Raw genomic sequence first — 17,445 nt, 5'->3', positions numbered from 1 at the left:
TTTTGGCCGCACCTGGCCCAAAGGTTCTAGTGGGCACACTGCCAGAACAGGATAACTTCTCGGTAAAGTCGGGGGGCAGGGTTTCTCCGATAACGGAAAGGTTTCCTTAACCACGACCAGCGCCGCGAATGCCTTGTGGCACCGCGCTGGGAGGTCCATGTTTTCGGGTCAGTTCAGGACGTGTCAGGCGACAGGAAATCCCAAGTAGCCGCGTGCAATTGGCGGGCGCTATCCTGTTGTAAATACCTCAGTTTACGTGTCTTGAATGCGGACGGTACAGCACGCTTCAGCACCGGGACTGCCGTCGCCATAATCTGGCGCAACCTGGCTATGTATTCGACCGCGTGATCGAGCGCGTGGTTAACAGCCAGCAGCCGTCGAACGAGCTTTCCGGCTGGTAAAATGTCAGTTGGGCTGGACGGATAGTCCCGCAAGTCTACGGGCGTCTCTTCATCAAGGAAGCGAATGCGGGGGCCGGTACGAAATTGGGCTTTCGGCGGTGTGGCATGGATGATTTTCGTCGCTTCGATGAGGCGGAAGCGGGGAATGCGATGGCGCGGGCGGCGACTCGCCGGTTCCGGGGCGGGTGAGATTGTGGAGCTTGATAAATGCTTGGCACCCTTGTCCGGGTCCTGCGGTTTCGCGTTGAGACGCGGCAGGGGCCCGAGTTCAAGAGCGGCAAGGCAGAACAGGCGCCTGAGGATCGCTTCGAGAAATCCCACGAGGCCAGCCAGATCCTCCAACTCTGCGCGGGGCAGGAAGGGCTTGGCGGCAACTGGCCAGAGTCCAAGCCGCTTTTGAGCAGCCGATGCGAGATAATCGGCGGCATCCCACCAGAAGCGGGTGAGGCTGTGAACGGCGAGAGGAAATGGCGATTTCATGCTGTAGAGCCTGAATGCATTGGCTCTCAGATGAACTCGTGTCGACCTGGTCTGCGGACCATGGTCGCAAGTGACCATGACAGAACGGCTTTTTCCAATCTACGCCGTATGTGACACGGGGATAGCAAGAGAGCCATTCCCCTTGCTGGTCGCCGCTGAGGGCTTGATTCCCGCCGCCAACCTGCGCAATGAGCGCAGTCATGAACATACTTCTGATCGGATCGGGCGGGCGTGAACATGCCCTGGCGTGGAAAATGGCACAGTCGCCATTGGTGGATATGGTGCATTCGACTCCGGGTAATCCCGGCATGGATGAGGAAGGCCCCTGTTTTGATGTGGCCGTCACCGACATTCAGAAACTGGTGCAGCTGACCCTGCAGGTCGAGCCGGACCTGATCGTGATCGGACCGGAAGCACCGCTGGCCGCTGGCCTTTCGGACATCTTGCGGGCGCGCGGCTTTGATGTGTTCGGGCCGAGCCAGCAGGCGGCGCAGCTGGAAAGCTCGAAAGCCTTCTCCAAGGCGCGCATGGTTCAGTATGGTGTGCCGACCGCGGCCTATGGCGAATTCACCGATCCGGTGCTGGCGAAATCCTATCTGCGCACGCTGGAAGCGCCCTACGTGCTGAAGGCCGATGGCCTTGCCGCCGGCAAGGGCGTCGTGATCGCGGAAACGCTGGAGCAGGCCGATGCCGAGATTGACGAGATGCTGTCGGGCAAGTTCGGCGATGCGTCCGCCACGCTGGTGATCGAGGAATTCATGCATGGCGAGGAAGCCAGCATTTTCGTGATCACCGACGGCACGGGGGCGATCTATCTGCCAGCTGCACAGGACCACAAGCGCGCAGGCGATGGCGATACCGGACCGAACACAGGCGGCATGGGCGCCTATGCGCCGGCGCCGGTCGCGACGGACGAGATCCTTGCCCGCGTGAAGGCCGAGATCGTCCAGCCCATGCTCAAGGGCATGAAGGCAGACGGCATGCCGTATCAGGGCGTGCTCTATGTCGGCATCATGGTCACGGACCAGGGACCGAAAGTGGTCGAGTTCAATGCGCGCTTCGGCGACCCCGAATGCCAGGTGCTGATGAAGGGCCTTGCGGGCGACATCGTGCCGGCAATTCTCGGCGCGGCGACCGGCGGCCTTGAGGGCAATGAAGAAGCGTTCGAGGCACTGCTGGAGCTGGACCGGTTCGAACCGACGGCGACCGTTGTGCTGGCGAGCGAGGGGTATCCCGGCAACTATGCCAAGGGCTCGGTCATTCGCGGTGTGAAAACGGCCAATGAGCTGCCGGGCGTGACCGTGTTCCAGGCAGGTACGGACATGGACGAAGGCGGCGCGCTGCTGGCCAATGGCGGCCGGGTGCTGGCCGTGACGGCGAGCGGCGACGATTTGCCGGAAGCTGTCACACGGGCCTATGCTGGCGTCGATGCCATCGACTGGCCGGAAGGCTTCTGCCGCCGCGACATTGGCTGGCGCGCCCTGAAATAGGAAAGTTGGAGCCCGGATCATGCGCAAATCTATGTCCGAGGTATTCCGATCAAACGCGCGCAAGTGGGCTGGCCGGGCAAGCCTGACGCTTGGCGCATTGGTGACGGCCTGTGCCACCCAGCCCGCCGCCCCCACGCAGGAAGGCGATTTGCTGATCTCGCATGTAAGAGTGGTCGACTTTTCGGGCGAGGCGCCAGACGTACGGGAAGATGTGTTCGTGTTGGTGGATGAGGGCGCGATTATCGCCGTCGCGGACACGCAGGCGGGCCTGATTGCGGATGTAGAACAGGACGCTAGCGGCCTGACGCTGATCCCCGGCCTGACGGATATGCATGTGCATGTCTGGGACGAGGCGGAGCTGGCGGCTTATCTCTCATCGGGCGTCACGCGGGTACGCAACATGTCGGGCCTGCCGTTTCACCTGACACTGGCCGAGCAGGTCGAGGCGGGCAATGTGCTTGGGCCGCACCTGCTGACCACCGGGCCGATCCTGAACAGTACTGGCCCGAACGCGCAGGTGAACCACCAACTGGTCGAGACGGCTGAGGAGGCCCGCGCGGCGGTGGCGTGGCAGGCTGAGCAGGGTTTCACGCGGCTGAAAGTGTATTCCAATCTGACCCGCGAAGCGTATGGCGCCGTGCTGGAAGAGGCGGAGGCGCGGGGCATGATCGTGACCGGGCACACGCCGGAGGGCGTGCGCGGGCCGGGTGTGCCGTTCGAGGCGCCGTTCGACATTGCCTTCGAGGAGGTGCTGGATGATGGGTTCGAGACCATCGAGCATGTCGAGTCGATTGTCTGGCATGGCCTGAGCGATCGGCAGGATGAGGCGGCGGCGCGGGCGCTGGCCAAGCGCATCGCGGCCTCTGGGGTGCCGGTAACGCCGACATTGTTGGCCTATCACAATTTGTGGCGGGTGGCCGAGTCGCAGGGCGCGGCGCTGGTCCGTCCGGGGACGGAGATGCTGAACCCGGTCGTGCAGCAGACCGAGCGGGATCATCAGGAATTCTGGGCGAGCCAGCCACCGGGGCCGGCGGCGCAGAGCGATGCCTTTTACGGGCGCGTGACACGGATGCTCCAGGAGGAGGGCGTGATGCTGGTCGCGGGCACGGATGCGGGGATTTTCACCAATGTGCCGGGCCTGTCCCTGGTCGAGGAGCTGGGCCTGATGGTGAAGGCGGGGCTGACGCCGTTTGACGCGCTGAAAGCGGCGACGGATGCGCCCGCTCAGGTGTTGGGACGCAAAGGTCTGGACGGCTGCGCGCTTGAAGGCTGCGCGGCGGATCTGGTGCTTTATGCCTGTGATCCGCTGGCGGACATATCCTGCCTGCACTCGCCTGAGGCCCTGATCCGAGCCGGAGTCTGGCTGAATAAAGCGGATCTGACAGCCCTGCGCGACAGCGCCCGCAATCATAATCTGGAGCGCACGCAGGAAAACGTACTGGGCGGCCTCGCCGCACAAGGCGTGAACATCACGGCGCTCGGCCTCAATTAGCGGGCAGTTTATCCGGGTTGCGCATGGCGTAGAGCCAGGCGATGCGGCCGGTTGTGTCCGGGGCGAGGGTGAGGACGAGATCGACCTTTCCGTTCAGTCTACGGAGGAGCGCCGGGGCGCCATTGGCGAGAGCGGGCTCCATGGTCCATGTAGCGTCAGACTTGGCATCCTTCATCATCACGGCCATCAAGACCTGAACAATGTCAGCCGGTCCGCGCAGCGGACGTAGTGCGGCGCGGGCCTTGCGGCCGCCATCGGTGTAGGCGGTGGCCTCTGGCGCGAGTAGGTCCAGCACGGCGGCATGGTCCTGCGCGGCGGCGGCTGCCATGAAGCGCTGGAGGAGGTCGGCGACCTCAGACGGGGCTGCGTCAAAGCGCGGGCCGCTCTCCTGCAGGCGTTTGTGGGCGCGGCTGACCAGTTGGCGGCAGGCGGCTTCGGACTTGCCTGTGACGGCGGCAATTTCGTCATAGCCGGCGTCGAAGGCTTCACGCAGGATGAAGGCGGCGCGCTCGGTTTCCGACAATCGCTCCATCGCCCACAGCAAGGCGAGCTCGCATTCCTGGGCGAGGGCGAATTTCTCCTCGACGCCAAGTGAGGGCGCTTCGACAATGGGCTCGGGCAGCCACGGGCCGGGATAGGTTTCCCGGCGTGCGCGAGCCGACCGTAGCGCGTCGATGGCGATGCGGGCGGCAGTGCGGCGCAGCCAGGCGCGGGGGTTTTCAATGGCCGTGCGGTCAGATCGTTGCCAGCGCAGCCATGTGTCCTGCACGGCATCTTCGGCGCCGGCCCGCTCGCCCAGCATGCGATAGCACAGGGCGGTCAGGCCGGGGCGTTCGGCCTCGAAGATGGCGGTGTCGGCGCTCATGCGGGGAGGATCACTTCTTTACCGGCAAAGTCCAGCCTTTGACAGGCCTTGCCATGGCCCATGCCGCGCTTGATTACGGGATAGATGCGGCCGGAGGCGGCGGCAAAGGCACAGGAGAGGGCGCATTTCTCGCCGAATTCGGAGATGATCTCGCCGCGTAGGTCATCCGCCGTCGGATCACCAGATATGGCCGCCTCGGCAAAACGGTAGCCGAGCCCCATCGCGCCAGCCTCCAGCGGGCGGCCTTCGGCGCAGGCCTGCAGGGCGTCAGCATCTGCCCCACCTGCCAGCGCCATGTCGACGACCAGTTGGGCGCATGGTCCACAATCGCCGTCGAGCGTCGAGGCCAACAGGGTTCCGGTCCACGGGATTTGTCCGGCGGGCGCGCCGCGATATTTGTAGAAGGCGGGCAAGCGGGACAGGCCCCAGGCCGCGCCGGGCGAGATGTCGATGATCTCGTGCATATAGCTGGTGTTATAGTTGAAAGCGCGCTGCATCTTGCGCGCCTGAGCATGGAAGAGTTTGCGGATCATCGGGCGGTCTCCTTGCGGGCAAAATTGAGCGCGGCGGCGAGGGCGAGCCAGGCCGGCAGCTGAAGGGCGGTGAGATTGGAGGAAGCGACATGATCCAGCGGAAAGCCGCGGCTGATCCAGATCCAGACATGGAAGAGCGCATGCAGGGCGGGCCATGTCGCGCCGATGATGGCGGCGGTCCGGTCACGTGCAAACGCGCCATAGGCGAGCGCCCCTGCGCTCTGGCCAAATATCAACGCAATGTCGCGGATGAAGTGGAGATTGAACGGCCCCATCATCGCAACGCCCGGTACGGTCTCGTACCAGAATTGCGGCGCAAACCACATCCCTAGCCCATTGGCAAAATGAAACGCCGCAATGGCGATCAGGCACAGTCTCCACATGTTCATAACTCCCTGTTTCAGGAGTCAGACGAAACAGGGGCGGTTTTTGTGACAGGTGAGGCCCGGCTGCCGAAAGACAAGCGGGCCTCAGACCAGGATTTACTCGCTGCTGGAGTCCAGCATGGTGAGTTCATGCATCAGATATTGACCCGTAATCTTGCGGAGTTCGGGATATGTCTTCGATGTCTCGCGTGAACTATCCTGATTGGCTTCACCCCAGGCCGCCATGAACGCATCATATTTTTCCCTGGAAGGGCCGATATCGGCCATGCTCGCATATTTGATGCCGAGGAGTATGTTGAAGGCTCCACTGTCCGGCATGGCGCTGACCATAATGGTGTAGTCTTCAATATGGCCGAGTGATTTGGCCACGTCGTTGGATTCAACCCATGTGGATTTGATGCCTTCGAGGTAATAGTCCCCCATATTGGAATCGACCTTGATTGTCGCGATCTCCCACACGGAATCGCTGATCGTTTAATCTTCGTATGCGTTCAATTGCGCCAGTGCCGGAGTCGCGAAAGCCGTCAGCGCTGCTGACAAAAGCAGTCCCTTGATGTTCATTATCTGTCTCCAAGACGAAAGAGCGCCTGCGCGCTCGTCAGTGGCCCCACCGCCACCATGACAACAGGTTAATGTTGGTTAACGTCCGAGGCAAGCAAAAGACGGTCCGTAATCAAATAAAAATAGTCAGAGGGCGGCGTATTTTGCGTGCCGGTCATATCTGGTACTGATGCGGCTGTTGCGGGTCGTGTACTCAGGAGGCCGTCCCTTATGAGCTCGCCAATTCAAGCGCTTCCGCAGCGTCCATCCATTCGGTTTCGGCGGTTTCGGCTGCGCTGGCATGCTTTGCGCGGTCTTTCAGGAGCTTTTCCAGTTCGTCCGCAGGAGGTGTGCCGCTGGCGAGCTTGGCGTCGATCTTCGCAATGGCGGTGTTCGCCTTTTCGAGTCGGTTTTCGGCGTCGCGGGCTGTTTTCTTGAGGGCGCTGAGGCGTTTCTTCTCTTCGGGAGTGATCTCCTTCGGAGCAGCCGGCTTGGCCTGTTTGGCAGGCTTGGCCCCCTTGGTGTCGTCGCGGTCGGCCTTCATGACGAGGGCGCGATAGTCGGCAAGGTCGCCATCATAGGGCGCGGCGCGGCCATTATTGACCAGCCAGAGCCGGTCGGCCGTGGCCTCGGCAAGGTAGACATCGTGGGTGATGAGCAGGACCGCGCCGGGGAATTCGTTCAGTGCGTAGATCAGCGCTTCGCGGCTGTCGATGTCGAGGTGGGACGTCGGCTCGTCGAGGATCAGGATGTGCGGCGCGGCCGATGACATCAGGCCGAGCAGGAGGCGCACCTTTTCGCCACCCGACAGCTTCTCGACATTGGTTTCCACTTTCTCGTGGCTGAAGCCCATCGCCGCGGCAGCTGCACGGACTCGCGCTGGCGGTGTGCCGGGCGGCATGATGCGCTGGACGTGCATCAGAACGCTGTCACCTTCGGAGAGTTCGTCGAGCTGGTCCTGCGAGAAATAGCCGATGCGGACCGCCTTGGGCACGACCCGGTCGCCGCCAATCAGCGAGAGGCGTTCGCCGATGGACTTGACCAGCGTCGTCTTGCCCTGGCCATTGGCGCCGACGATCGCAATCCGATCATCCGGGTCCAGACGAAGATTGACCTTGTCGAGGATGATCGCGTCCTCACCATAGCCGAGCGTGGCATTGCGCAGTTCCAGCATGGGCGGGGCGAGCTTGTCCTTGGGCGGGGCGAAGTGGAACGGCGTCGTTCGGTCGCCGACCGGGATGGAGATGTCCTGCATCTTTTCCAGCATCTTGATGCGCGACTGGGCCTGACGGGCCTTGGAGGCCTTGGCGCGGAACCGGTCCACGAATGCCTGCAAGTGTTCGCGGTCCTTGTCCTGTTTGGCTTTCTGAGATTCCAGCTGGGCAAGCTTCGCTGCGCGCAGCTTCAGCCAGTCATCGTAGCCGCCGGGTGTGATCGAGAGTTTGCGATGCTCCAGTGCCATTGTGTGCGTGACGCAGCGGTTGAGCATCTCGCGGTCATGGCTGACGATCAGGACGGTATACGGATATTTCTTGATATAGGTTTCGAGCCAGGCCGCGCCTTCGAGGTCGAGATAGTTGGTCGGCTCGTCGAGCAGCAGGAAGTCCGGTTGGGAGAACAGGACACCGGCAATGGCTGCGCGCATACGCCAGCCGCCGGAGAATTCCTTGGTCGCGCGGCCAAGGTCTTCGGTTGTGAAGCCGAGGCCGTTCAGCACCTCGGCGGCGCGTGCCTCGGCGGTCCAGGCGTCGATGTCGAGCAGGCGTTCATGGATCTCGCCGATGCGGTCCGGGTCGGTCGCGGTCTCGGATTCCAGCATCAGCGCGTGGCGCTCTGTGTCGGCGGCGAGCACGACGTGACCTCCTGCGCGACCCAGCCGAGCCGGGCGCCGGTGTTCAACCGGATGGCGCTGTCATTGCGGGGGTTTTCCACATCCTCTCGGATCAGGCGCAGCAGGGTGGACTTGCCCGTGCCGTTGCGGCCGACAAGGCCCACTTTCCAGCCGGCCGAGATCTGCGCCGTGGCAGATTCAAACAGGGGCCGGGCTTCGACCTGAAAATCGAGATTTGAAATGGTAAGCATGCGCGGCGGTCTACTAGAGACTACCGTGAAAGCAAGGGCGTGGGTGAAGTCGCTTTAGCCTGGCAGGTCGTCGAGTCGCGGGGCGTCTGCCAACTGGTCTTCCCAGTCAGCACGACTGGCCCAGCATATGTGGGCCTCGGGTGGCAGCGTAATCGGCGTATCCAGGCTGCCAGCGGGCACAGCAATGCCTTGGCCGCCCTCCAGCGCGTAGGGAAGCGCCGATCCGCATTGCGTGCAGAAGCTCTTCTGGTGGCGCGTCCCTGCGAGACGGAATGTGTGGATGTGTTCCGCGCCGGACTGCCACACAAGATGCGCGCGTCCCGAGAAAAGCGTGGAGGCGTGCGCAGAGCCGGTGTCCTTGCGACACCGGCTGCAATGGCAAAGATAAAAATGTTCAAGCGGGCCATCGATTTCAAATCGGACAGCCCCACACAGGCATGCGCCGCTATGGGAATCTCTCATGGCAAAACCGATAGCATGAAACGCTTGGGGGCGCCTTAGCGGATCACGATGTTGATCAGCGCCGGAGCCGGATGTTTGCCATGCTTGTGAGCCTGCACTTGATGGTAGCCATGCCGAGCGACATAGACCTGACGCGGACCCGAATAGGCCATCTTGCGGGCCACGCGCTCTCCAGGTGCTGGCACATAGGTCCAGGCCGAAGCAGGGCAGCTGACCTGACGCATGTCGCGGATATCTTCGCGCCTGTCAGCGCGGCCATAATCGATACGCTGGTCAATCCGGTCTTCGCGTAAATCGGGGCAGCGGGCCGGGTCGAGACGCCATTCACCGGCAGAGGCCGTACCGGCGCCGATGACGGCAAGCGCAGCGAGGCCGGCGAGGCGGGCAGGTTTGACGATGGTCATGATGAGTCTCCTGTGTAGAAATGTCAGGGATAAAACGGCGGAGCGAGAAAAATCCGTCGGGCCTGCTGTTATCCTTTCCGAAGTTTAATCGAGGAGCGCTCAGCACTTGGCTGGCGCGGGAGAGGGGGAGGGGCACCTTCGAACAGGGCGTAGAGCGACGCGCCAGCATTGGTGCGGGGTTCTGTGCTGCACGCCAGGAATTTCTGAAAGGCCGGAGAGCAGGCGACATATCGGTTTGGCCACCAGCCATGCTTGACGCCGGGGCTGTGATAGAAGCGCAGGAGGGAGCTTTCCCAACCTTTCCATTGATCTTCTTCGAGCGCGCCGGAGCGGTGCTGATACCAGGCCTGCTCGCATAGTTTGAAGAAGGAGAAGAGGAAGTAATGCGCAAGGATGCGCTCATTGCGGGTGGCACCTGACCAGTCACGGCAGGCGGCAGACAGGGCGTGCCCCATGTCGGGCGAGGCCATGCCGGGCACATTGATCGCTGTGATGGCAGCGGTAATGGACTGGGCCGACGCGGTTTTCTGAGCGCGCGTGTTCTGGCGGATCGAGATGATCAGGGTAATGAGGGAAAGAATCACGGCAACGGAGGCGATGATCTGGGAGACGAGGTAGATGTCATTGAGGGTCATGACGCCCCCGCCGGGCCTTTTTGAGGCCGGTGCCCGCAATACCCAAAGGGGGCCTGACGGACGATGCAATGCTGATCCTCACATCACTTCAGAGAACCAGAATATCACGGCGAGCCGTAGGAGTCATGCCGGAGTTTTCGGGGGATTTTGTCCGAAGTGAGTAGGGCCCGCCATGCCACCAGTAGGGGGAGAACTGTAAATGGCATGACGGGCGGTTCGCTGCATTACTCTGGGGGGAGGGGGACAAACGCAGCGAACGCAAACCTCTCTCTCCTACCTGATATAGGTGGCAGGTTGGCCGTGTCCAAGCGGCTCACGCCTTCGTGAAGGGTGAAGTTTGGGTAATGTTGAGGGAGGGTCCCGGAGCACTTGGCCAAAGAGGTTCAGGAGGCCCGTTTTTGCTCTTCTGCGAGAAGCTCGAGGATGTCTTCGATCTGGCCACGGTACCTTATCAGTATCAGATGGTAGTTGTCCTGGATAAGATATGCGTTCTGAAATGCGGCAAGGATTTCGGGATCTTCAAGCAAGACTGCGCGATCGACGGTCTCCACAGCTCCCACTTGCTGGAAGGTCTCGGACGGGGTGCCTGACGTTACCAGACTTTTCGCCTTGAACAGCACACGCGCCAGGTCCTCTATCGGCGCGGTGAATGTGCCACTGAAGACTTCGCGCCCAAACGCGATCGAGCTGTCAAACTCATAGAGCTTGTCCCGCAAGTCTTCATTCGCGATCAGGCGCATGCGTCCGGTAGAGACAAGTTCCTGAAAGGCAGCCAAAGGTCCGGGAAATGTCGATACCGAGTCCACCAATGCGAGGTCCTCGTTAAGCGTTTGCTCATCCAATTCTCCTGCACGAATTCCCATGATGAGCCGGCTGGTCGCTTCGAGCAGCAATTCCTGTTGCCCAATGCTGCGATTGGTGAGCGTGCGCTGCAGTTCGAAGTCACGCTCCAGCCTTTCGAGAACATTCCGGGTGTCCAGCCGCTCGGAACGCGCCTCATTCCAGTTACTGACCTGCAGACCGATGAACATACCGAACACCACGATCAACGTCTCGATCAGGACGGTGAACCAGTCCGGATTCTTACGCTCGGAGCGATCAGGCTGCTCAGTTCTCCGCCCCGGCAAGGTTCTTCAGGATAATCGACCAGTGATCGAGACCGTCATAGAAGCTGTCAACGGGAAGGCGTTCATTCAGGCCATGGGCGAACGTGTCGTTCTGTTTGGCGGCGGCCGCCGAAATGGCGACCGTGTCATAGCCGAGATTTCGATAATGCATGCCGTCTGTGCCGCCCGATGACATATGTGGGAGGATCGGCACGTCGACACCGCGTTCTGCGAGCGAGGCCTTGATTGCGTTGGTCACATCTTCGCGCAGGATGGATTCCGGGCTTTCAACAAGGTCGGAGATCAATTTGAACTTCACGCCTTTATTGTCGATGACTTCTTTCAGTGTGGCCTCGGTCGCCTCGATGCCGACCCCAGGGAAGATGCGGCAATTGACGGTTACGGTGGCTGATTGCGGCAGCGCGTTCTCAGCATGTCCGCCGCGCAGCATGGTCGCCACGCATGTGGTGCCTATGGTGCCGACCGTTGCCGGATTGGCACGCAGGACTGCGATTGCATCTTCGTCGGACGGGTCATCGGCAAAGTCCCTCATCGCCTGACCAAGCTTGTCAAGCCGCTGGCGCCCGCCGATGCGTAGCGACGCGCGTGTCAGTTCGCTCGACATGACCGGGAATGTGTAGTCCCGAATTTTAAGGATCGCTTCGGAGAGTTCGTAGATTGCATTGTCTGCCCGCGGAGCAGATGAATGACCTCCCGGATTGGTTACGGTCAGATCCCAGGTTGCATAGGTCTTTTCAGCGCCCTGTACACCGTAGTAAAGTGGCTGACCATTTGGTCCGAGCGCAAGGCCGCCCGCATCGGCGTTCAGCACGAATTCCGGCTTGATATGCTCATGGACATATTGGGCCTGACCGCGGGTCGAGACCATACCGGTCTCCTCATCGCCGGACAGCACCATCACGATATCGCGGTTCGGCTTCCAACCTTCTTTTTTCAGACGAATGAAGGTCTGCACCAGATTGGTCACGCCATATTTGTTGTCTGCCGTTCCGCGCCCGAAGAAATAGCCGTCTTCCTCGATCAGTTCATAGGGCGCCCGAACCCAATCCTCGGCCAGCGCGTCGACTACATCCGCATGAGCGAGCAGAACGATGGGCGCCTTCACCGGGTCTTCGGCCCGGTACCAGACCATCAGGCCTTGTGTGGCTTCGCCATTGTTTTCGTAGTTTGTGACTTTCATGTCTTCGTCGGCAAACCCGGCGGCAGCCAATTCGCTCATCAGGTATTCGAAGACTTCGGGCACATTCTCCTGCCCGCGGGCTGAACGGATCGAGACGACCTTGGCATAGATCTCGCGCGCTTTCAGCTCATCGGCGGTGCGCTCCTGCGCGGCCGCGACGGGCGTCAGGCAGCTTGCTCCAAGCAGTGCGGAAAGGGCGAAAAGCGAATGTCTGGCGGTCATGGTCACTCCTTGTTGTCGAGGCGCGGACGATCCGCAGAATCATTTTTTACGTACCTTAGTTGCTTGCCGACGAGAGTCAGTAGCAATATCTGGCAGCGGCGATTCAGCACCCCTTCGGATCGGCGGCGGAGGATCATCGCGTCGTCTCCAGATCGGACACGAGCGATGCTGCTTGCCGATCGAGGTAATCAAGAAATGACGGCAGCCACGCGAGTTTGCTCAGCTGGAAATTCAGCTGCAATCGGAGCGCTTCCGATTCCCGCAGACTTTCGGCTGAGTGCAAAACGAGAGCAATATCTTCTGGCGGCGGACAGTTTTCATAGAATGTATCAGGGTTTGCGCCTGGCTGGCTGGGTTCGGGACTGGGTGCCGAGGAGAGACAGTCACTAATGACCATACCGACGCGGCCTTCGATCAATTGGCGCGACAGGTCGCGATACCCCGACTGGAATATCATCAGCGTTTCAATCTCGTTGACCGAGTCTTCATAATAGTCGCGCAGTCGGCGCTGCATTGATCCGCTGGCAATGAGGTCGAGATCGCCAGAATTTTGAAGCTCCCTGTAAATCTGCGCCGACGGCTCGAACGGCCATTCGCCCCCTGCAATCCAGCTGTCGAGGACAAACCCCCAAGTCTCATCAATCGTTTCGGGGGGATCGGACCGCAGCGCATCATCCACGCGCAGGGCGGCTTCCTGGACCTCCGCGTACCATTGCCGACGAACCGCAAAGGCGTCGAGATCAGCATGGAGATCAGCAATCAGTCGCTCACGCGAGGTCTCGGCCTCAAGCCGATCCCCCCGCGCCTCGTTCCAGTTGTTGACCTGCAGACCGATGAACACGCCGAACACGACGATCAGCGTCTCGATCAGGACGGTGAACCAGTCCTGCTTGCGGATCGAGGTGGCGAGGCGCTGGAGGATCATTGGACTGTCCCTTCATCAGTGCTACCCTCCGGGGCAGCACCGAGTAGTTCCAGGGCCGAGCTGATAAGTGCGGAATTCCCCTGCAGATTGTTGACCGCAGTCGTTGCTTCGGCAAATTGTAACCTCAGATGCTCACGAATAGCCGGGTCGGCCCGGATGGCATCAGCGACGGCCTGCAGGGTTTCAGGGTCCGCCTCAATCTCGCATTCCTCCTTGAAACCTAGCAGAATACTCTGTTCATCCAGCAGGTCGCTGCATCCCACCCGTATGGCTTGCTGGACCGGTATCGGGATTTTTGACCGCAAGGCCTTGCGATACGGCGTTTGTTCGAGGGCGTCATAAGTCACCTTCATCGCATCGAATGCATAATATGTGGAAAGTCCGCCTTCGACAGCACCTTCGGGTAACAATCCCAGATGCCCGGAGGAGACGATCTGGTCCCATGTCGCGCGCTCCGGTGGCAGCTGGTTTATCTCCGTCGCCCGATAAGCCATCTGGATCAGTTCTTTTGCATCGGGCGCATCGGCGGACAGCAGCTCACCTGTTCTCACAACTGCGGCCAATACCTGTTCATGGTATTCTGTCAGCAGACGTGAATTGGCGAGGTCTGTGCGAAGGTCTGTTTCGAGACGTTTGACATAGTCCTTTGCAAGCTGACGCTCCACCCTCGTTTCATTCCAGTTGTTGACCTGCAGACCGATGAAGACGCCAAACACCACGATCAGCGTTTCGATCGCGACGGTGAACCAGTCCTGCTTACGGAGGGAAATGGCGAGGCGTTGGAGGATCACTGCGCCGCCTCCAGCGCATCCATCACATTGCGCACCGCGGCCAGATCCTTTTGATGACGATCAAGCGCCTGGCCGAGATTGATCAGAACCAGTAGCAAGGCGGAGCGGGCCTCTCGCAGCTTCTCCCAATCATATACCAAGTTGTCAGCCTCTTCGCCGGAACCAAGTGATCCGGGCTTGTAGTTCAGCGCCAGTACAAGTGGGGAGTCCGGCTGCTTCAATGCAACCGACCGATTTTCGACGTAGATCCACAGTGAGCTTGTCTGCCCATACTTCGTCAGTGCTTCGCGCAGCGCAATGTCGCTCAGTTGCGCAAGCCCGCCCGACGCCACCAATTCTTCGAAACTCGGCGGCGGCGGGGTTTTCGTGCTAACGCCAAATATGTTGACGATCATCCGCCGGACGTGGGCCTCGTCCTCGGGAGGGTCAGCAACCTCCAATAATGTCGCCAACTCGTCGAGATCGGCAATCATGTATTCTGCCATCTCGATATAGTGCAGCACGAGGGCTTCCTGTGCCTGAAAGTCAATCGTCAGACGTTCAATGATCCGCGCCTCTTCGGCCTTCGCATTCTGCGCCGCATTCCAGTTGCCAAGCTGGATACCGAGATAGACACCGAACACTACGATCAATGTCTCGATGACGACGGTGAACCAGTCCTGTTTACGGATGGAGGTGGCGAGGCGTTGGAGGATCATTCGCGGCGCTCCAGTTCGGCTTCGATTCCCTCCAGGGCGATTTCTGCTGTCCGGTTCTGGACTATGAGATCAGCTGGCGTAGCGGATTGGAGGCCGACCCATTGAGTGAGGAGGAGAGGGATGTCAGGCGTGTCGGCAATTCTTCCGACAGCGCGCGCGGCGGCTTTGTCGCTGATGCCTTTCGCGCAATCGAGAATGTAGGTCTCGGCACCGTCGTTCAGGATGTAACAATTATCCCAGTAGAATTCCTGCGCGTCGAACGGGATGAGCTGGCGTACGCGGGAGCGATAGGCAGGCAGCTCGTTGGTGATTGACAGGGTGGCATTCTGGGCAAGGTAGCCTTCGACCACGTCGACGATGTCGCGAGAGCGAGGAAAGCCCTGCCGGCGCATTTCGTCATAGGTGGACCGGTCGACCTCGATAGATTGCCACTGCGAGGCGTGAAAGAAATCGACCAGCACACTCCAGCACTCATCACCGCAGCTTTCGCCTGACTCAAGGAAATCAAGCGAGCGCTTGCCGGCAGCGACCACCTGCCGGATGGCATCGACTTTCTGATCGGTGAGGCGGATGGATGTCTCGATTTCCTGATGCAGTGCGCGGAGAAGTTCGGTTTCCTGCGCCCGCTCGGCGCGCGCCTCGTTCCAGTTGCCGAGCTGGAGGCCGAAGAACACGCCGAGCACGACGATCAGTGTCTCGATGAAGACAGTGAACCAGTCCTGTTTGCGGATGGAGGTGGCGAGACGCTGGAGGATCATGGCGTGTCTCCTTCCGTCTTGGACGCCGGTACGTCCAGCGCTTCAAGGTCGTTGCGGATCGCCTCAGCGGCAAATTTACCCATGATCCAATGATAATAGGCTGCATTCTCCCAACTGAAAAAAGCACCAAGGAAGGCTTCATCCCTGCAAGCTACGTCCAACGGCACGACAAGTGCCTGTTTCCTGACCATTTCCCCACTGGCAATCGCGCCGCCTCGGATGGCTTCGAAAGCCTGCTCTGGTCCTTCAAACGTCAGTGGGCCGGGGCGCACGATGTGGGAAACATCCTGGTATGTAACCTTGTGGCTGTCGCCCATGGCTATTGAGTTGGTATGCAGCAGGTTGAGCCGTGTCGACAGGGCCATCAAACGCTTGCGCATTTCGGGTGTCTGGTAAGGCAGGAAGCCGTCATTGTTGATCAACTGGTCGAGCGCCTTGGTATCCAGGTTGAAACCGTTCAGCGCCCCGACTGGCGCAAACGCAGCCTCAATCCGTGTCTTTGCTGCATCGCCTGTGCGGCAGGCCCGGAGATCCTCGATCGCCAGTTGCACGATGGGAATCCGCGCCGCGATTGTCCCGCGTGAGGCCTCTATTTCGGCCAGATTGGACTGGATTTCGACGATGGTCCGGTCAAAGGATTCATCGAACAGGCGCTGTTGTTGGCCAGACTGGTTCCAGTTGCCGATCTGCACGCCGAGGAACACACCCAGCACGACGATCAGCGTTTCGATGAACACGGTGAACCAGTCTTGTTTGCGGAGCGCTGTGGTCAGGCGCTGGAGGATCATGGTCAGTCTACTCCACAGCCTGCAGCTGGTCCCAGAGATCAATCGGCGGCGTATCATTCACCATGCCGTCGACCATGTCCGCGAACCCCGCATTGAAATAGCCCCGGCAGAGCTGCCACAGGGCCCGTCCGCGCGGCGTGCCGAGGACGAAGTAAATAACGCCCTGATAGGTTTCCCACGACTCTTTCGTGATCGCACCATTCTGGTATTGCAGCCACTCATACTCGCGCGCCCGCATCTGACCGATCATCCAGAAAAAGAGTTTGGTCTTCTCCTCGAAACTTGGCGTTTCAGTCTGCGAGAAGATGCGGCCCAGTTCCGGGAAATCGACGAACTTGTAGACGCCGGTCTGGTCATAGGTGAGCTGTGCCTGACGGGCTTCAGAGCGCATTTGCTGCGCGCCCTGGTGCACCTGCAGGGCAAGATAGATGAGCGTCGCCGCCACTACGACGACGCCGATGATCTGTGCAATGAGGGCAGCTTGTTCGAGGGTCATTCCGGCATCTCCTCGTCTGTGGTCAGTTCCTCGGAGGGGAGCAATTTCAGCTTGTCGAGGTGGTGGTCCAGAAAATCCTCATCGAGCGCTTCGACGATGGGTCCGGCGACTTGTTGCATGGCCGTGCCCTCCCAGCCGTTTATCTGCAATGCCCACCAGTGCTTGCCGAAACGGGAGCCGAAATAGAAGGGGGCTGAGTTCTGGATATGCTGCCGGACACGGGTCTCCGAGATCAGCCCGGCATCCTGCATCATGAACATCTGATCCCATTGAAGCATGATGGAGATGAGAAGGCCGTCGATGGTCCGGATCTCGGCATCACTTAATTCTTCAGGTGCCCGGATCGACTTGACCCAGATATTGGTGATTTCCGGCTTTGCGATATTGAATTCGATTTCGGCCAGCAAATCATTCTTCTGCTGGTCCATTGCCGTGCGCGTCAGGGACGCATTCTGGCGAACTTCCACGATCAGGACGACAAGGCCTAGCAGGACGCCGACATTCGCGGCGAGGGTCAGCCAGCGATTGAGCCGCTCCAGCGGGGCGGGGCGCGGCGCGTCGGGTGGCCCTGTCGGGGATGTCGTGACGGGCGGTAGGGGCGGTGTATCAACACGCGCTTGCTTGCGTCGCAGACGGGACAGGACAGATGGGAGCTTCACGAGGCGTCCGGCCTCGCACAATTTGTCCCAA

Annotated in this window: 19 protein-coding genes and 1 pseudogene; 2 read left to right on the top strand and 18 right to left on the bottom strand. The window is 60.4% G+C overall.

Features of this window, described 5'->3' with window-relative positions; translation table 11 throughout:
- Positions 1-173: 173 nt before the first annotated feature.
- The gene (locus L53_RS07655; RefSeq protein ID WP_034813847.1) at positions 174-881 is read right to left on the bottom strand and encodes a hypothetical protein; all 708 of its coding nucleotides are present in this window, start codon (positions 879-881) and stop codon (positions 174-176) included.
- 200 nt (positions 882-1,081) lie between these two features.
- Here L53_RS07655 and purD point away from each other — a divergent pair, with 200 nt between their 5' ends.
- Positions 1,082-2,371 carry a phosphoribosylamine--glycine ligase gene (purD, locus tag L53_RS07650; protein WP_034814310.1) on the top strand — a complete coding sequence of 430 codons (1,290 nt, stop codon included), beginning with the start codon at positions 1,082-1,084 and terminating at the stop codon, positions 2,369-2,371.
- A 19-nt stretch (positions 2,372-2,390) separates the two neighbouring features.
- Positions 2,391-3,863: an amidohydrolase family protein gene (locus L53_RS07645; RefSeq protein ID WP_034813845.1), complete on the top strand. Its 1,473-nt coding sequence runs from the start codon at positions 2,391-2,393 to the stop codon at positions 3,861-3,863.
- On the opposite strand, the gene sigJ is transcribed toward L53_RS07645, so the two are convergent.
- From sigJ to L53_RS07560, 17 genes and pseudogenes are all read right to left on the bottom strand, one after another.
- Positions 3,856-4,728: an RNA polymerase sigma factor SigJ gene (sigJ, locus tag L53_RS07640; protein ID WP_034813843.1), complete on the bottom strand. Its 873-nt coding sequence runs from the start codon at positions 4,726-4,728 to the stop codon at positions 3,856-3,858. The two genes, L53_RS07645 and sigJ, sit on opposite strands and share 8 nt — an antisense overlap.
- A complete protein-coding gene (locus tag L53_RS07635; RefSeq protein WP_034813842.1) occupies positions 4,725-5,261 on the bottom strand; it encodes a hypothetical protein in 537 nt (178 codons plus the stop codon). Before L53_RS07635 ends, sigJ begins: the two co-directional genes overlap by 4 nt.
- Positions 5,258-5,650 carry a hypothetical protein gene (locus tag L53_RS07630; RefSeq protein ID WP_051607705.1) on the bottom strand — a complete coding sequence of 131 codons (393 nt, stop codon included), beginning with the start codon at positions 5,648-5,650 and terminating at the stop codon, positions 5,258-5,260. Before L53_RS07630 ends, L53_RS07635 begins: the two co-directional genes overlap by 4 nt.
- 93 nt (positions 5,651-5,743) lie before the next feature.
- Positions 5,744-6,106, bottom strand: coding sequence for a hypothetical protein (locus tag L53_RS07625; protein ID WP_156947851.1), 363 nt, complete (start codon positions 6,104-6,106; stop codon positions 5,744-5,746).
- Between the two features lie 310 nt (positions 6,107-6,416).
- Positions 6,417-8,269, bottom strand: a pseudogene (locus L53_RS17550) (ATP-binding cassette domain-containing protein).
- Positions 8,270-8,323: 54 nt separating this feature from the next.
- Positions 8,324-8,731, bottom strand: a complete 408-nt coding sequence (locus tag L53_RS16775; RefSeq protein WP_084333225.1) for a GFA family protein — start codon at positions 8,729-8,731, stop codon at positions 8,324-8,326.
- Between the two features lie 35 nt (positions 8,732-8,766).
- Entirely contained in the window at positions 8,767-9,135 is a 369-nt protein-coding gene (locus L53_RS07610) for a hypothetical protein (RefSeq protein ID WP_034813837.1), read from the bottom strand.
- Positions 9,136-9,203: 68 nt separating this feature from the next.
- Entirely contained in the window at positions 9,204-9,770 is a 567-nt protein-coding gene (locus tag L53_RS07605; RefSeq protein ID WP_034813835.1) for a hypothetical protein, read from the bottom strand.
- A 383-nt stretch (positions 9,771-10,153) separates the two neighbouring features.
- Positions 10,154-10,897, bottom strand: a complete 744-nt coding sequence (locus tag L53_RS07600; protein WP_034813834.1) for a hypothetical protein — start codon at positions 10,895-10,897, stop codon at positions 10,154-10,156.
- Positions 10,878-12,299 carry a M20/M25/M40 family metallo-hydrolase gene (locus L53_RS07595; protein WP_034813833.1) on the bottom strand — a complete coding sequence of 474 codons (1,422 nt, stop codon included), beginning with the start codon at positions 12,297-12,299 and terminating at the stop codon, positions 10,878-10,880. Before L53_RS07595 ends, L53_RS07600 begins: the two co-directional genes overlap by 20 nt.
- A gap of 133 nt (positions 12,300-12,432) precedes the next feature.
- Positions 12,433-13,224, bottom strand: a complete 792-nt coding sequence (locus L53_RS07590) for a hypothetical protein (RefSeq protein ID WP_034813831.1) — start codon at positions 13,222-13,224, stop codon at positions 12,433-12,435.
- Positions 13,221-14,015, bottom strand: coding sequence for a hypothetical protein (locus tag L53_RS07585; RefSeq protein WP_034813829.1), 795 nt, complete (start codon positions 14,013-14,015; stop codon positions 13,221-13,223). The genes L53_RS07590 and L53_RS07585 overlap by 4 nt, the downstream gene beginning before the upstream one ends.
- Positions 14,012-14,713: a hypothetical protein gene (locus tag L53_RS07580; RefSeq protein WP_034813828.1), complete on the bottom strand. Its 702-nt coding sequence runs from the start codon at positions 14,711-14,713 to the stop codon at positions 14,012-14,014. Before L53_RS07580 ends, L53_RS07585 begins: the two co-directional genes overlap by 4 nt.
- Positions 14,710-15,471, bottom strand: a complete 762-nt coding sequence (locus L53_RS07575) for a hypothetical protein (protein ID WP_034813827.1) — start codon at positions 15,469-15,471, stop codon at positions 14,710-14,712. Before L53_RS07575 ends, L53_RS07580 begins: the two co-directional genes overlap by 4 nt.
- Positions 15,468-16,259, bottom strand: coding sequence for a hypothetical protein (locus L53_RS07570; protein WP_034813825.1), 792 nt, complete (start codon positions 16,257-16,259; stop codon positions 15,468-15,470). Before L53_RS07570 ends, L53_RS07575 begins: the two co-directional genes overlap by 4 nt.
- Positions 16,260-16,266: 7 nt before the next feature.
- Complete coding sequence (locus tag L53_RS07565) at positions 16,267-16,755, bottom strand: hypothetical protein (protein ID WP_034813823.1); 489 nt, start codon at positions 16,753-16,755, stop codon at positions 16,267-16,269.
- On the bottom strand, positions 16,752-17,414 hold the full coding sequence (locus tag L53_RS07560; RefSeq protein WP_156947850.1) for a hypothetical protein: 663 nt from the start codon (positions 17,412-17,414) through the stop codon (positions 16,752-16,754). Before L53_RS07560 ends, L53_RS07565 begins: the two co-directional genes overlap by 4 nt.
- Positions 17,415-17,445: the final 31 nt, after the last annotated feature.

The organism is Hyphomonas sp. L-53-1-40 (assembly GCF_000682775.1).
Classification (GTDB): domain Bacteria; phylum Pseudomonadota; class Alphaproteobacteria; order Caulobacterales; family Hyphomonadaceae; genus Hyphomonas.
The sequence above is the reverse complement of the archived record's forward strand: the minus strand, read 5'-3'. Positions and strand labels throughout refer to the sequence as shown.